General features: G+C 64.7%; 12 protein-coding genes and 1 pseudogene. 4 read left to right on the top strand and 9 right to left on the bottom strand.

The features are described 5' to 3' along the window. Nucleotides 1-2: 2 nt before the first annotated feature. From BW992_RS20870 to BW992_RS20845, 6 genes are all read right to left on the bottom strand, one after another. A complete protein-coding gene (locus tag BW992_RS20870; protein ID WP_076407038.1) occupies nucleotides 3-1109 on the bottom strand; it encodes an enoyl-CoA hydratase/isomerase family protein in 1107 nt (368 codons plus the stop codon). Between the two features lie 134 nt (nucleotides 1110-1243). Then, entirely contained in the window at nucleotides 1244-1951 is a 708-nt protein-coding gene (locus BW992_RS20865) for an HPP family protein (protein ID WP_072430991.1), read from the bottom strand. 240 nt (nucleotides 1952-2191) lie between these two features. Continuing rightward, complete coding sequence (locus tag BW992_RS20860) at nucleotides 2192-3112, bottom strand: LysR family transcriptional regulator (RefSeq protein ID WP_076407037.1); 921 nt, start codon at nucleotides 3110-3112, stop codon at nucleotides 2192-2194. Between the two features lie 62 nt (nucleotides 3113-3174). Then, nucleotides 3175-3738 carry a nuclear transport factor 2 family protein gene (locus tag BW992_RS20855; RefSeq protein ID WP_072458770.1) on the bottom strand — a complete coding sequence of 188 codons (564 nt, stop codon included), beginning with the start codon at nucleotides 3736-3738 and terminating at the stop codon, nucleotides 3175-3177. 36 nt (nucleotides 3739-3774) lie between these two features. Beyond that, nucleotides 3775-4578, bottom strand: a complete 804-nt coding sequence (locus tag BW992_RS20850) for a putative hydro-lyase (protein WP_072430986.1) — start codon at nucleotides 4576-4578, stop codon at nucleotides 3775-3777. Nucleotides 4579-4758: 180 nt separating this feature from the next. Then, a complete protein-coding gene (locus BW992_RS20845) occupies nucleotides 4759-5703 on the bottom strand; it encodes a LysR family transcriptional regulator (RefSeq protein WP_076407370.1) in 945 nt (314 codons plus the stop codon). Between the two features lie 253 nt (nucleotides 5704-5956). Here BW992_RS20845 and BW992_RS20840 point away from each other — a divergent pair, with 253 nt between their 5' ends. Together BW992_RS20840 and BW992_RS20835 are read left to right on the top strand one after the other, a co-directional pair. Beyond that, nucleotides 5957-7195 (top strand): OprD family porin, encoded by a 1239-nt coding sequence (locus BW992_RS20840; protein ID WP_072391661.1) that lies wholly within the window; start codon nucleotides 5957-5959, stop codon nucleotides 7193-7195. A 194-nt stretch (nucleotides 7196-7389) separates the two neighbouring features. Beyond that, complete coding sequence (locus BW992_RS20835) at nucleotides 7390-9444, top strand: 2Fe-2S iron-sulfur cluster-binding protein (RefSeq protein ID WP_076407036.1); 2055 nt, start codon at nucleotides 7390-7392, stop codon at nucleotides 9442-9444. A 24-nt stretch (nucleotides 9445-9468) separates the two neighbouring features. Here the strand turns inward: BW992_RS20835 and BW992_RS20830 are convergent, their stop codons facing one another. After that, nucleotides 9469-10374, bottom strand: a complete 906-nt coding sequence (locus tag BW992_RS20830) for an AraC family transcriptional regulator (RefSeq protein ID WP_072391667.1) — start codon at nucleotides 10372-10374, stop codon at nucleotides 9469-9471. A 109-nt stretch (nucleotides 10375-10483) separates the two neighbouring features. Between BW992_RS20830 and BW992_RS20825 the strand changes: the two genes are divergently transcribed. Further along, on the top strand, nucleotides 10484-10825 hold the full coding sequence (locus BW992_RS20825) for a carboxymuconolactone decarboxylase family protein (RefSeq protein WP_072391670.1): 342 nt from the start codon (nucleotides 10484-10486) through the stop codon (nucleotides 10823-10825). 218 nt (nucleotides 10826-11043) lie between these two features. Further along, the gene (locus tag BW992_RS20820) at nucleotides 11044-11241 is read left to right on the top strand and encodes a hypothetical protein (protein ID WP_072391673.1); all 198 of its coding nucleotides are present in this window, start codon (nucleotides 11044-11046) and stop codon (nucleotides 11239-11241) included. A gap of 35 nt (nucleotides 11242-11276) precedes the next feature. Here BW992_RS20820 and BW992_RS20815 read toward each other — a convergent pair whose 3' ends face one another. Together BW992_RS20815 and BW992_RS27620 are read right to left on the bottom strand one after the other, a co-directional pair. After that, nucleotides 11277-12599 carry an MFS transporter gene (locus BW992_RS20815; protein WP_072391676.1) on the bottom strand — a complete coding sequence of 441 codons (1323 nt, stop codon included), beginning with the start codon at nucleotides 12597-12599 and terminating at the stop codon, nucleotides 11277-11279. Further along, nucleotides 12583-14406 (bottom strand): annotated as a pseudogene (locus BW992_RS27620) (thioesterase domain-containing protein); the annotation flags it as partial. The pseudogene BW992_RS27620 and the gene BW992_RS20815, both read right to left, overlap by 17 nt. Between the last annotated feature and the right edge of the window lie 164 nt (nucleotides 14407-14570).

The raw sequence follows: 14570 nt of genomic DNA, 5'->3' as shown, positions 1-14570 counted from the left end.
ACTCAATTCCCGAGGTCGTCGAAGCCGTCGAAGAAACTCGCCACGTGGCCGGCGTCCAGCGCCTCCAGGGTGGGCGGGTTCCAGCGCGGTTTTTTGTCTTTATCGATCAGCAGCGCGCGTACACCTTCGATCAGGTCGCCACGCTCGAACCATTGCCGGTCCAGGTGCAGCTCCAGGGCAAAGCAGTTTTCCAGGCTCAGGTGCCGGCCCCGGCGCAGCATCTGCAGCGTCACGCCCATGGCCAGGGGGGAACGGGTTTCCAGCAGGGTGGCGGTTTCCAGGGCCCATTCATGGCTGTTGGCGACCGTCACCTGGCGCAATTGTTCGACCATGCTCGGTACGTCGGGCAGGGCGAAGAAATGATCGATGGCCGGGCGCAGGGCATCGAGGGGAGGGGCTGGCAGTTGCTGCACGGCGAGTTTCGCCAGCAGGCTTTGCAGGTCCTTGAGCGGCATGTCGCTCCACTCCAGGCGGTCGAGACGCTCGTCGAGCTGGGCGAGCTTGCGGCTCTCCAGGTACCAGTCGGCCAGCCGGCAGTACAGGGCGTCGGCCGCCCGGATCTGCACGCCGCTGACCCCCAGATAGATACCCAGCTCGCCGGGAATGCGCGGCAGGAAGTAACTGCCGCCCACGTCCGGGAAATAACCGATGCCGGTTTCCGGCATGCCCAGTCGGCTTCGTTCGGTGACCACCCGCAGGTCTGCGCCTTGCACCAGGCCCATGCCGCCGCCCAGGACGAACCCGTCCATCAGGGCCACGATGGGCTTGCGGTAATGGTGGATCGTCAGGTCAAGGGCGTACTCCTCGACGAAGAAGTCTTCATGCAGGGAATCGCCCTGTTTGTAGCTGTCGTACAGCGAACGGATGTCGCCGCCGGCGCAGAATGCCTTGTCGCCGGCACCGCGCAAGACAACCGCGCGGATCTGCGGATCGAGGGCCCAGGCGTCGAGCTGTCGCTGCAGGCTGCGCACCATGTCCAGGGTCAGGGCATTGAGGCCAGCGGGCCGGTTCAGGGTCACGTGGCCGATGTGGTTGCGCACATCGACCAATACGTCACAGGCCATCACTTCTACAGTCCCTGTGGCTTTGGATGAAACCTGAGCTGTCATCGCTAACTCCCTGCTTTTATTGTTCTTTATGAATGATGTCGCGCGTACCCGGTCGGGATCGTAACAGTGCAAATTTGCATCGCACAACCGGCATACGTGCAGGTCCTTTCTGCATATTTATAGCAGCCACAGGATCAGCCGCGACCCGACAGCACCTCCGTGATGCTGCGGCGCCGGGCATTTCGCTCGCTGGCGTGGATCAATTGTTCGAGATCTTCGGGGGTTACGTCGAAGAATGCTTCCATTTCCGCCAACGCCAGCTTCAAGTCTTCGGCGGTGATGGCATGTCGATCGACCGGGGGATGATCGGCCGGGATGACCGCCACCGGCTCACTGGCGCGCTTGGGGTAGCGCACCTGCGTCAGGTTGTTGTAGGCCAGCGCGCTGGCCAGCAGGCCGGAGCCGGCCAGCATGGCGGCGGCCACGCCCTGCCAGTCCAGGGCAACGATGGACGGGTCGGCCAGTACCATGGTCGCGGCCAGCGCACCCGCTGGAGGATGCACGCACCGCAGCCAGCACATCAATACCAGCGCAGTGCCGGCCGCCAGGCAGGCGCTGCCCAGCGTGCGTCCCAGTACATGAGCCACCAGCAGCGCCACGACCGAGGCACACAGGTATCCGCCAAAAATCGACCAGGGCTGGGCAAGGGCGCCCGAGGACACCGCGAACAGCAGCACGGCCGAGGCGCCAAGCGGCCCGATCAGGTGCTGCGCCACTTCGAGGCCGTACACCTGGCTGCAAAGCCAGACACTGAACATCGTTCCCAACGCCATGCCGATGGCGGCGCGGCTCCATTCGGTGGGACGGGTATTGATCGCAGCGGGGAACCAGCGGGCAAGCATTCAGCAAAAATCCAAAAAACGAACAAAAAAATGGGCTTACGGGAAAATCCCAGAAAGCCCTTTAAGTGTTCCAACAGTTGGGGGTGAGGAACATGCACAGTCTGCCCCCGGGCCCCCTGAGTTACAAATTCATATTAATGCAGTTTCAATGCATTTATTTTGAGGTAATGCATCGTCATGGAAGAGAACTGACGTCAGGATTCGCGGGCGCTGGAAAATGGTTCGATGGAGGAGCGAGGGCTAGTCCAGCTCGAGCCCGTCCCCGCCCGGCAATTGCGCAACGAAGTCACCCACCACATCCCGCGTCAGACTGACGATATCTTCCACCCGTTCCATGCCGGCGCCGGTGCGCCAGCTGGCGACGATGTCCATCACCGAGGGCAGCGGAACGCCGTCCAGCAGCGTCAGCGAGCCCTGGGCCAGTTCGCCCTGTACCAGGGCCGCGGGCATGGCGCCGATGCCAAAGCCATCGCGAACCAGGCGGGTGATGGCGGACGCGGAGTTCACGCAATTGATGCGTGGCGAGACGATGTTCGCCGAGTGCAGCAGGTTGAGGATGTCCTGGTGAGGCCGGGAGTTGCGCGAGAAAGTCACGATGCGTTCCTGGGACAGCTCCTCCAGCGATGCGTATTGCCGATCGTAGACCGAGCCGGTGCGGACCACCCAATGCATCGGGTAGCGGGTCAGCAGGGCGTTGCGTACGCTGTCCAGGCGCAGGATATCGGTCTGGAAAATGATGTCCTGGTAGCCTTTTTCCAACTGGGAGCACAGGTTGCTTGCGGTATCGGCCGACAGTTCGATCTCCAGGGCCGGGTAGCATTGCATCAGCCGGGTCACCAGCGGGCTGAGCCAGGTGTGGATCACGGTGTCCATGGCGCCGATGCGGATCCGACCGCGCACCTGGCGTGGATCCTTGATCACCGCCTTCATGCTTTGCATGGTGTCCATGATGCGCTCGGCATATTCCAGCACCCGCTGCCCTTCGGATGTCAGCGACACGCCCTTGGAATCGCGTACGAACAGGCGCACGCCCATTTCATCCTCCAGCGCGGCAATCCGGCTGGAGATGGACGCCTGGGTGGTGAACAGTTTTTCCGCGGTGAGACGAAAGCTCTTCAGGCGGGCGACCCAGACGAAAGTTTCCAGAAACTTGATGTTCACGTGGATCGATTCCTTGGTGCGATGACGCAGGGCGATGTCATGGGGCTTGTTGCCAGCGTAGGTTATCCGAACGCGTCGGCGCGCGGTTGAATGCGCCTGGCCGTCACGTAGCGGATCACTTCATCCAGCTCGCCTGAGTCCGGAGCATGGCGGACGGCGGCGGCCGGGCTGCACCAGGGATAGTCCAGCGTCGAGATCCAGGCCATGACCGCCGCCAGTTCGCTGGCCGGCAGGGTCTTCATGTGTTCGATGGTGATCGCCAGGCGCTGTACCAGGCCCGACTCGGCTTCGAACCGCCAGTCATATTCACCGCAGCCGACACGGACTTCGCCGCTGTGTTTGTCCGACATCGCCACCAGCCATTTGCACTGGAAGGTGGCGACATTTGCCGGTGGCGCGGATTCCAGGCAGAAGGTGTACACGTTTTCGAAGGTCTGGCCAAAGCGGCGGACCAGCACGTCGCCGATGCCGTCGCGGCCCTCGGTGTGGGCCGGAAACGAGAGGGTGTCGGTGCGCATGTCCATGTCCAGCGTGGCATCGGGCGTGAAGGCCTGGGCCAGCAGGTGCGGGCGGTTGCCGTCCTTGGCGTCTATGTAGCGCTGGATCGATTGCCGTGCGGTGGTCATCGGGTGTCCTGTCATAGGTAGGGGCCGCTTTCAAGGTTACAACGCGCTGTTCCACAGGTCCGTCACCAGCATGCAACCCGGCGCGTGGGTGATGCACAGTGGCGGGCGAGAAGCCTGGATGACCGCTTGCGGGGTCACGCCACAGGCCCAGAACACCGGGATCTCATCCGCCGCCACTGGCACGGCGTCACCGAAGTCCGGGGTATCCAGGGCATGGATACCGATCAGCGATGGATCGCCGATGTGCACCGGGGCGCCATGGACATCGGGCATGCGGCTAGTGATCTGGATCGCCTGGATCGCCGCGGCGGCCTTCATGGGGCGCATGCTCACCACCAGCTTGCCGGACAGCCGCGAAGTGGGGCGGGTGTCGATGTCGGTACGGAACATCGCCACATTTCGCCCCAGTTCAATGTGCCTGAGTCGGATGCCGGCTTCCAGCAGCGGCTGCTCGAAGGAAAACGAACAGCCGATGGCGAAGGCGACCATGTCGTCCTGCCACAGGTGCCCGATGTCCAGCGGCTCTTCGCTCAGCTCGCCGTGCCGGTAGACCCGGTAGCGAGGGACGTCGTGGCGGATATCGATGGCGGTGCCCAGGTTGCGGAAAAACGGATCCCCGGGTGCGGTCACGTCCAGTACCGGACAAGCCTGGCGGTTGAGGGTGCAGTAGCGCAGGAACTCATTGGCCCAGTCCAGGGGCAGGATCACGATGTTGGCTTGCACCCGTCCCTGGCCCAGGCCGCTGGTATGGCCCTGGTAGGCACCGGCGGCGATGCTTTGGCGCAGGGCGAGGGGCTCGTAGCGCTGCAGTTGCTCGAAGGATGGGGTGGGATGGGTCATCGAAGGGGCTCCATGGGCACGTCGGGACGTTCAAGTCGGGTCTGTAGGAAAAGCCTTGAACTCGTTCAGGCTGCGTTGAAAACTGCCTGACCTTCGTCTCAAGACATTGCGTACAGACCCTAAGAGCCCCGGGGTGTCGACGTCCAACAAGGAATCCTGTTACCCCCCGACAAGGAAAAGTTATTCCAGCGTCGCGCTGGCCAGGCCGGGTGCCGCCACCATCCGTTGCGGCCCGACATCAAGGGCATATTGTCCCACCACCTGACGGCTCATCTGCACGATGCTCTCGATCAGCTCCAGCCCCACCCCCACGCGCCAGGAGGCCACCACGTCCAGTTGGGGCAGGGATGTACCGGGCTCCAGCTGGATCAACTCGCCGCTTGCCAGGGGCTTGGCCACCAGCGCCGCCGGCAAGGCACCGATGCCGAAGCCATCGCGGATCAGCCGGGTCATCGCCGACACCGAATTGACGCAACTGACCCGCGGTGCATTCACCCCATGGGCATACAGCAGGTTGAGCACGTCCTGGTGCGGTCGGGAATGCTTGACGAAGGTGATGATGCGCTCGCCGGCCATTTCCGCCAGCGATCCGTAGGGGCGGGCGTAGATCGACTGGCTGGCAGCGATCCAGTGCATGGGGTAATGCGCCAGGTCGAGGTTGCGCACGCTTTCGTGGCGTACCGTATCGGTCTGGAAAGCGATGTCCAGGTAGCCTTTCTGCAATTGTTCGCAGAGATTGCGCGCCGCGTCCGCGGTGATTTCGATTTCCACCGCCGGGAAAGCCTGCATCAGCATCGACATCAACGGGCTGAGCCAGGTGTGAATCACCGTGTCCATCACGCCGATGCGCACCAGGCCCTGCTGGGGACTGGTGTCGTCCAGCGACTGTTTCAACGCACGCTGGACCTCCAGCATCTGTTCGGCGTAGGTGAGCACCTTGAAACCTTCCGGGGTCAGCGAGACACCGCGCGAGTCGCGCACGAACAGGCGCAGGCCCAGTTCATCCTCCAGGGAAGCGATCCGGCTGGAGATCGCTGCCTGGGTGCTGAACATCTTTTCGGCGGTCAGGCTGAAGCTCTGCAGGCGGGCAACCCAGACGAAGGTTTCGAGGAACTTGAGGTTCATGACGGCTCTCTTGGCGCAGACGTTCTTGTTCATTGCAATTGTTACTCCAGATCGGCGCCAGGCAGGCATCAAATTTTCTTATGTCCGATCCGGCTTTTTTCCCGTTTGACGCCTGCAAACCACCCCGCGAAGAATCCGCCCCACGACGCAGCCCACTGCGCCGAGTCCCAGAACCACGTCTTCACACAACAATAACGAGGCGCGCGCAAACGCACCCCGAGCGGGTTCGCTCGCGCCGATAAAGGGAGCACGCATGCGCTATTGCAGATTCATTCCACTTCACCTTCCCATCGGCACCGTGCTGGGCCTGAACCTGATGGGCGTGCCGACCGCCCATGCCGATTTTCTCGCCGACAGCAAGGGCACCCTGGAAGCCCGCAACTTCTACTTCAACCGCGATTTCCGCCAGGAAGGTGCACGGGACAAGGCCGAGGAATGGGCGCAAGGCTTTTTGCTGCGCATCGAGTCAGGCTATACCGCCGGCACCCTGGGGGTCGGCCTGGACGCCCTGGGCATGGCCGGTTTCAAGCTGGACTCAGGTGGTGGCACGGCCGGTACCAATCTGCTGCCTGCCGACTCGTCGGGCGGTTCCCAGGACCGCTATGGCGAACTGGGCGTGAGCGCCAAGGTGCGTCTGTCCAACAGCACCCTCAAGCTGGGTACGCTGCAAATCAAGGATCCGGTGGTCAACTCCAACGACACCCGCCTGCTACCGGGGACGTTCAAGGGCGGCCAAGTGAACGTGCAGGAAATCGACCGGCTGAAACTGACCGGTGGACAGCTCACCCGGATCAACTTCGTCGATTCCACCGATTACCAGGACTTGACCGCCAACCGTATCGGCGGCACCAGCGACCGGTTCCAGTTCGCCGGGGCGGACTATCAGTTCCTGCCGAACCTCACGGCGCAGTATCGCTATGGGAAGCTGGAGGACATCTATCGCCAGAACTACCTCGGCTTCGTCCATACCCTGGACCTGGGGGCAGGCCAGGCGCTCAAGAGCGACGTGCGCTATTCGCGCAGCACCGAAGACGGCAGTTTCCGCGACCTCGACAACCAGGCATTCGGGGCGCTGTTCACCTACAGCCTCGGTGCGCATGCGCTGGGCCTGGGCTACCAGCGCATGAGCGGTGACGATCCGTTTCCGTACATCAGCCGCAGCGACCCTTACCTGGTCAACTTCGTCCAGATCGGTGACTTCGCCAACGTCGACGAGCGCTCCTGGCAGGCTCGCTACGACTACAACTTCGCCGGCCTTAGCGTGCCTGGACTGACGTTCATGACGCGCTACATCAGTGGCGACAACGTACAACGCGCCGCACCGGGCGAGGGTCGCGAGTGGGAGCGCAACACGGACATCGCCTATGTGGTGCAGGACGGCACGCTCAAGGGGTTGGGCTTGAAGTGGCGCAACGCCTCGGTACGCTCGAACTTCGGCAACGACCTGGACGAGAACCGCTTGATCGTCAGCTATACGATGACGCTCTGGTAGGCCATGGCTGCCTGCGATGGCGCGGCTTCCCGAGCGGCGCTATTGCATTTCATGAAAGGGTGGATTGCGGTTCGTGCGTATTCCGCCGTGCCGGCGAACGGCAGAAGATGAGCCCACGACAACGGGCACCTCTGCATGAGGCGCGAACCCACCCACACCGCAGCGGGCATCCCTGCGGCCGCGAGGACAGACCCATGGACAACGCCTCGAAATCAACCGTCTCCCCCTGGCACGAAGGTGAACTGACCCTGCAACGCTCCGTCGGCGCAGTGGAAATGATGGTCGGGGTCGGCCAGCGGCAGATGTCCCGGACATGGATGCCGGACCAGCATCGGGAGTTCTATGCCCAACTGCCTTTCGTCGTGCTCGGTGCGGTGGATCCCCAAGGCGATGCGTGGGCCACCCTGCGCACGGGGCAACCGGGCTTCATGCACTCACCCGATCCGCAGACACTGCACATCGACCTCACCCCGCAACCGGAAGATCCGGCCCAGGCCGGGCTGAACGAGGGCGACGCCATCGGCCTGCTGGGCATCGAGTTGCACACTCGCCGACGCAACCGCATGAACGGCACCATCGCCCGTCGTCGCGACCGCGGCGTGGACATCACGGTTCGCCAGGCCTATGGCAATTGCCCGCGTTACATCAACCTGCGCCAGTATTCCTTTGTCGATGAGCGGCCTTCGGCGGCCCTCGAACTGACGGTGGCGGATCCGGCGGTGCGCACCCTGGTCACGTCAGCCGATTCTTTCCATGTCGCCACCTATGTCGAGCGCGACGGCGAACGCCAGGTCGATGTTTCCCACCGCGGCGGCAAACCCGGTTTCGTGCACATGGATGAAGCCGGGACCCTGACCATTCCGGATTTCTCCGGCAACCTGTTTTTCAACACACTGGGCAATATCCTGGTCAATCCGCGCGCGGGGCTGGTGTTCATCGATTTCTCCACCGGTGACCTTTTGCAAATGAGCGGGACCGCCGAGGTCCTGCTGGATGCGCCCGAGATCGCCGCGTTCCAGGGCGCCGAGCGGCTGTGGCGCTTCACGCCGCAGCGCGTTGTCCTGCGCCGGGCGGCCATCGCGCTGCGCTGGAAAGAGCAGGCCGACGGTGACTCGCCCAACTCGCTGATGACCGGCAGCTGGGAACAGGCCAATGAGCGTCTGCAGGCCGAGGCCTTGCGTACCCGCTGGCGCGCATTGCAGGTCGCCCGGGTGGTGGACGAGAGCCACAACATCCGCTCGTTCTACCTGCAAGCCACCGACGGTGTCGGCTTGCCCCGTTTCGAGGCCGGCCAGCACCTGCCCGTGCGGGTCGGGCTGGACGGGCAGGATGCCCCGGTGATCCGGACCTATAGCGTTTCCAGCGCGCCTTCGGACGATTTCCTGCGCATCAGCGTCAAGCGCGACGGGTCGGTGTCCTCCCATCTGCATGACCGGATCCAGGTCGGCGATGCCCTTGAAGCCCGGGCACCGCAGGGGCACTTCACCGTCCAGCCAGGCGAACGGCGGCCCCTGGTGCTATTGGCGGCGGGCGTCGGTGTGACGCCGCTGCTGTCGATGCTGCGCGAGGTGGTCTACCAGGGGCTGCGCATCAATCGGATGCGCCCGGTCTGGGTGGTACAAAGCGCCCGTTCGGTGGCCGGCCTGGCCTTTCGTGAGGAAATCGACGCACTGGCGGCCCGGGCCGGCGGCAAGGTGCGGGTATTGCGCATGGTCAGCCAACCGCCCAGTGGGGGCGAGGCCGGCAAGGGCTACGACGCACAGGGCCGGATCGATATCGAACTGCTCAAGCAACTGCTGCCCCTCGACGACTACGACTACTACCTGTGCGGTCCCGGCAGCTTTACCCAGGCCCTGTATGACGGCTTGCGGGGGTTGCGTATCCCGGACGACCGGATCCACGCCGAAACCTTCGGTCCTTCCACCCTGGTGCGGGACGTCGAGATCAGTACTCCGGCGGCGCAGCAAGTGCCGGTGGCGAGTGAGCCGGTCAAGGTGTTGTTCGCCACGTCGGCCAAGGAAGGCCGCTGGGAACCCGGAAGCGGAACGCTCCTGGAACTGGCGGAGGCACGGGGCCTGAGCCCGGAATTCAGTTGCCGGGGCGGTTCCTGCGGCACCTGTAAGACCCGCATGACCCGTGGCCAGGTGCATTACCTGAACACACCGGCCATGCCGCTGGCAGACGATGAAGTACTGATCTGCTGTGCGGTACCGGCCCAGGGCAGCGAGACGCTGGTGCTGGAGGTGTGAAGGGACTGTCCCTCTCGGAGTCCATCAGATTGCGCGGCGCACCTTCCCGGGCGCCTCGCCATAGATCTCCTTGAACTTCTTGCTGAACGCCGCCTGGGACTGATAGCCGACCTGCTGGGCAATGTCGCTCAAACCGAGGTGCGATTGACTCAGCAGGCTGAACGCCAGCTCCATTCGCAACTGGGTCAGCAGTACCCATGGCGAAACACCCGCCACCCGCACGAATGCCCGCATGAACGATGCCCGGGACATGCTGGCCATCTCGGCCAGGTCCTGGATCGCCCATTCATGGGCCGGGTCGTCCAGCATTGCCCGCCAGGCCTTGCCCAGGCGCTTGTCCCCCAGCAAGGCCAGTGAACCGGCGTCCGGCCCCCGGCTTGCCAGGTGCGCCCGCAAAATCAGGGTGAACAATGCCTGGGAAAGCGCATCCAGCAAAAAACGCGCCCCCGCCTGATCCCCGTCCGCTTCTGCGCGAATGACGTCTACCAGCGCCGGCAACGCTCCGTTGGCCGGCAAGGCGGCGCTGGGAATCACCAGGTAATCGGGCAGGGCGGCGAACAGCAGCGACGCGCGGTTGAAATGAAAGCCGCCGCAAATCATGTCCAGGTCCGGGCTGGCACGACCAATGCGGTGTATCGGTAATACGCCGCCCAGGACGGTCTCAGGCACCGTTGGCGCGACGGTCCTGCCGGGGCTGTGCATGACGTGCCGGCTGCCCCGGGGCAACAGCAGGATGTCGCCGGCGCGCATGGGCAATCGCTGGCCATCAGGGAACTCCACCCGGCATTCCCCCGCCAGGACAATGTGATACGGCGCCTTGCCCAGGGCTTGCGGCCCATGCTCCAGTGCCCAGTCGCCCTGGAACTGGCAACGCAGGTCCAGGCTGCCGCGGACGTTGGCCAGGCTGATGAGTTTATCGATTGCATTCATTTGAGAGCTTCGCGAAAAAAACTGAGCGGATCGAACAAAACCGGTTCGCGTGGTGATGAAAAACTGAGCACGTCGAAACAGTACACCAACCTGCTCAGGAGTTAACACGATGTTCAATGACTGGTCCCAATTGCTGCCCACCATCAAGAAATCCTTTGGCGCGCTGGGCAAAAGCAATCCGAAAATGGCCAAGGCCTACATGGCACTCGGCGAAGCGGCGGCTGAAAATGATGTGCTCGATGCCCGGACGCGAGAGTTGATCTCCATCGCGGTCGCCGTCACCACCCGCTGCGACGGCTGTATCGCGACCCATACGCAAGCGGCGATCAAGGCCGGCGCCAGCCGGGAAGAAGTGGCCGCCGCACTGGCCACCGCGATATCCCTCAACGCCGGCGCTGCGTACATCTACTCGCTGCATTCCCTGGAGGCGTTCGACGCTTTGAAGAACTAGTCGATTGCCGCGCACACCAGGCCCCGGGCACTTCAAGGTCCCGGGGCTTTTCATGACAGGGCGGCGCCTGATGCAAGCAAGCCGTCATTGTTGCATCCGCTGCAATCGAGTCATGCCGTTGCTGGTCATTCTCCAACGGCGGCCCAAGGTTCAGACTGCGATCAAGCAATGGCCGGGTGAGGCGTTGCGGTTTCTCCACCCGCCAGGAGGTCCACCCCATGTACGACACAAACGATTGCTACGCCTCGACGTCCTGGACGGATGCGCCGCAAAGGACGCAGGGCGAATATGAAAGCGGTTACCTGCTGCCCCAACTGATGGGTGCCCTGGCGCGGGAGTCCGCCAGCATGGACAGGTGCGATGTGCCCCGACGCGGTGCTATTTCCCCGGAGGCCGAGCGGCCCTGGGCTCCATAGAGTTTTTGTACAGAGCCTGGACGGGGCCGGCACACTCATCCGCTGCCGACAACGGCCGGGCGAGGCTCTGTCCACCCGGGTTCCAGCCGACGCAGCGGCGTGGTGGCCAGGCCGAGGCTGGCGAGCAGCACATACAGCAGGCCCGCCACAGCGAACAGCAGGCTCAGGCCGCCCGCCTTGCCGGTGCCCATCGCCAGGGTGAGCCTGGCCTGCATGTCGCCGGCTTCGCTCATCCAGGGAATCGCCCAGTGGTCCGCCAGCGCGCCAGCCCCCAGGGCACCCATCGGCATCGCCAGCAGGCAGACCATCTGCCGTGCGGACAACACCCGACCCAGCAGGGCTCCGGGCAGGCTGCGCTGCCAGAAGCTCTGGTCACTGCTGGTACTCAGCGAGAAGCACCCGAACGCCACGAAGGCCGCCACGTAGAGGACCGCCGGAGAAGTGCTGGTGCCGATGCTCAGGACACTGGCGCCGAGCAACAGGTCGGCCACCAGGACCGTGCGGATCAGCCGCACCGGCGGGCGCATGACCACCCACAATGAACCACCGAGCATGCCCAGCCCGCCGCAGGTCATCAGCGTGCCCAATACCAGTACCGAATGACGCTCCAGGACCAGGGGCGACAGCAGGGCCGAGGCCAGGCCGAGCATCAGGTGCTCCAGGCCCAGGTAGGCCAGCAGTACCCCCAGTGCCGGGCGCGTACGCAGTACCATCAGGACCGCGGGCAATCCGTCTGTGACCAGGGCGCCTGCCTGGCGGCTGGCGCGTACGGGGGGGGCGACCACGGCGAGCCAGCCCAGCACACCTGCGCAGAACAGTACGGTCCCCAGGTCCAGCAATAACACGCCGGGCACTCCCACGCGGGTCAGCAACAGCGCCGCCAGGGTCGGGGCGATCAGTTGCGGCAAGCCGACCATCAGTTGCATCAGGCCGTTGGCCCGGCCGATCGCCTTCGGGCTGCTCAGGATCCGCGGGATCGCCGCCTGACAGACCAGCATGCGCGCCACTTGCCCACTCGAGTTGATCGCCGCGAAGGTGTACACCTGCCAGCGCTCCAGTGCGTCGTGTTCGAACAGCCACCAGAGGATGAGCGCCGCCAGGCCGCCGCAGACCTCGACACCCAGCAGCAGCGCCCGCGCCTCGCAGCGATCCACCAGCCAACCGGCCAATGGGGCCAGAAACAGGCCGGGCAGGGCCGACAGCGCAATGACCCAGGCGTAGTCGGTGACACTGGCATGCTGCTGCAGCAACCAGATACCCAGACTGAACGCCGCCAGCGCCGCCCCCAGGGTCGAGGCGACCTGGCCGCCCCACGCCCACAGCCAGGGCCGCATCGCCGGTTCAACCCTCATGAGCATGGGATTTCTCCAGGGCGGGCCAGTAGCGACGCAGGTGTTCGGCCAAGGTCGACGCCGCCCCCGTCTTGAGGATGGACAGGTGGTCGCAATCTGCAAGCACATGGCGTCGGCAGTCCGCAGCGAATGCCTCCCAGCCGGGCTCGGCTGGACCTGGTTCGACGCGAGCTTTTGTGGCGCTGAACAGCACCACCGGGCCGGTGTAGGCCGGTGCCGGTCGATAGTCCGTCGCCAGGTTGGCCTGGAAGACTCGCAACGGCCCGCGCAAGGCTTCGGGACGAGCCTGCGTCGGCATCAGGCCGACGGCTTGCATGCGCGCCAGCAGTTGGGCGCATTGCTCGTCCGTTTCCAGGCTTGCCAGGGTGTCGATGTCCAGGTTCAGGTCGCGCCCGGTGTCCATCTCCAGCAACGCCACATACCGGCCCAGGGCCGCGCGCCGATCCCTGGCCATGCGCGAACCTGGCGGGCGGCTGTCGATCAACATCACCGGTGCCACCGCTGCCCCTTCGAGTTGCAATTGACGGGCGACCTCAAAAGCCAGCCAGCCGCCGAAGGAATGGCCCAGCAGGTAGTAGGGACCCTGGGGGACTCGGGCACGGATCTCGCGGACATAGGCGCTCGCCGCGGCCTGTACCGAGGCATGGGGCTCGCGCCGGCCATCGGAACCGCGGGCCTGCAACCCGATCACGGTCAAGTGCGGGCCCAGGTGCCGGACTAGGGGCACGAAACTGGCGACGTTGGCGCCGGCCCCCGGGATCATGAAGAGGCAAGGCGCATGCGCAGCGCCGGTCTGCAGCACCAGGCTGGCACGCACGCCGGCCGTTTGCGCAGGCTGCCCCTCGGTCTGCGCCAGGACCTGCTCCAAGGCCTGGGCCAACTGCCGCAGGTGCTCGGGGTCGCGCATGATGGACCAGTGGTCGCCTTCGACGCGCCGATCTATCAGGTCGACCCCCAGCAGCGCACGCCAGTCGGCGGCCAGGTCCCTCGGGTCGGCCCCCGGATGCCCCGACGCGGCCCGGAACAAATGCACGGGCAGGCCCAGGGGCGCCGGCCGGTAGCGAACCATGGCGTTGCGCAGGTTCAGGTTGAGGCGTGCCCGACGGGTCAGTTCCTCACGGTCGAAGCCCGATGGCAGCCAGCCCCGGGCCTGGGCCGAGGCGATGAGCGCATCCAGGTCGAGCCCGGTGTGCCACGCAGCCTGGCCGCTAGCGTCTTCACCGCTCCAATGCTGTGCCAGGTAGCCGATCAGTTGCTGACGCAGGCCGGCTTCATCGAACGTCAGTGCCAACGGCGCGGCGCGCAAGGCGCCCGGCTCGCTGCTGTCGATCAGCCCGAGGAAGGCCACGGGGCAATCCTCGCCCAGCAACTGGCGAGCCATTTCATAAGCCAGCACGCCGCCTGCCGACCAGCCCGCCAAACGGTACGGGCCTTGGGGTTGGACACTGCGCAGCAGGTCGATGTAGCGGCGGGCGAGGCTCACGTTGTCGATGCCATCCTCCAGTTCGGCGGCCGCCTGCACGGCGTAGAGGCCCAACTCCGGATCCAGGTGCCGTGCCAGCCTGGCATAGGGCAGCGCTTCGCCAGTGCCTTCATGGATGAAAAACAGCGGTGCCCGCTCCGGCGAGCCGGCACGAATGCACAGCAGCCCCTGGGCGGTTGCGCGGGAGGTCTCCGGGGTGACCACCTGTCGGGCCAGCGCGGCTAGGTTTTCGGCACTGAACAAGGCCCCCACGGCCACGTCCATGCCCTGTTCGCGCAGGCCATCGAGTAGTTGCACCAGCAGCAACGAATGGCCGCCGAGGGCAAAGAAATTGTCGTCCCGGCCGATCTGTTCCACGCCCAGCAATCGCGACCAGAGTTGCGCCAGGCGTAGCTCCGTGGCGCCTTGTGGCGCAGCATAGGGCTGCCGTTGCAGGGCTTGCCGGTCGGGCGCCGGCAAGGCGCGGCGGTCGAGCTTGCCGTTGGCGGTCAGTG

Origin of the sequence: Pseudomonas sp. 7SR1 (assembly GCF_900156465.1) — a bacterium.
GTDB lineage: Bacteria > Pseudomonadota > Gammaproteobacteria > Pseudomonadales > Pseudomonadaceae > Aquipseudomonas.
Note: the sequence above shows the minus strand (reverse complement) of the source record. Positions and strands in the feature narration are given on the sequence as shown.

Excerpts from the sequence above, each read along its gene's own strand:
- BW992_RS20870 (WP_076407038.1), bottom strand. The coding sequence starts at position 1,109 with ATGACAGCTCAGGTTTCATCCAAAGCCACAGGGACTGTAGAAGTGATG.
- BW992_RS20865 (WP_072430991.1), bottom strand. The coding sequence starts at position 1,951 with ATGCTTGCCCGCTGGTTCCCCGCTGCGATCAATACCCGTCCCACCGAA.
- BW992_RS20855 (WP_072458770.1), bottom strand. The coding sequence starts at position 3,738 with ATGACCACCGCACGGCAATCGATCCAGCGCTACATAGACGCCAAGGAC.
- BW992_RS20850 (WP_072430986.1), bottom strand. The coding sequence starts at position 4,578 with ATGACCCATCCCACCCCATCCTTCGAGCAACTGCAGCGCTACGAGCCC.
- BW992_RS20845 (WP_076407370.1), bottom strand. The coding sequence starts at position 5,703 with ATGAACCTCAAGTTCCTCGAAACCTTCGTCTGGGTTGCCCGCCTGCAG.
- BW992_RS20840 (WP_072391661.1), top strand. The coding sequence starts at position 5,957 with ATGCGCTATTGCAGATTCATTCCACTTCACCTTCCCATCGGCACCGTG.
- BW992_RS20835 (WP_076407036.1), top strand. The coding sequence starts at position 7,390 with ATGGACAACGCCTCGAAATCAACCGTCTCCCCCTGGCACGAAGGTGAA.
- BW992_RS20830 (WP_072391667.1), bottom strand. The coding sequence starts at position 10,374 with ATGAATGCAATCGATAAACTCATCAGCCTGGCCAACGTCCGCGGCAGC.
- BW992_RS20825 (WP_072391670.1), top strand. The coding sequence starts at position 10,484 with ATGTTCAATGACTGGTCCCAATTGCTGCCCACCATCAAGAAATCCTTT.
- BW992_RS20820 (WP_072391673.1), top strand. The coding sequence starts at position 11,044 with ATGTACGACACAAACGATTGCTACGCCTCGACGTCCTGGACGGATGCG.
- BW992_RS20815 (WP_072391676.1), bottom strand. The coding sequence starts at position 12,599 with ATGCTCATGAGGGTTGAACCGGCGATGCGGCCCTGGCTGTGGGCGTGG.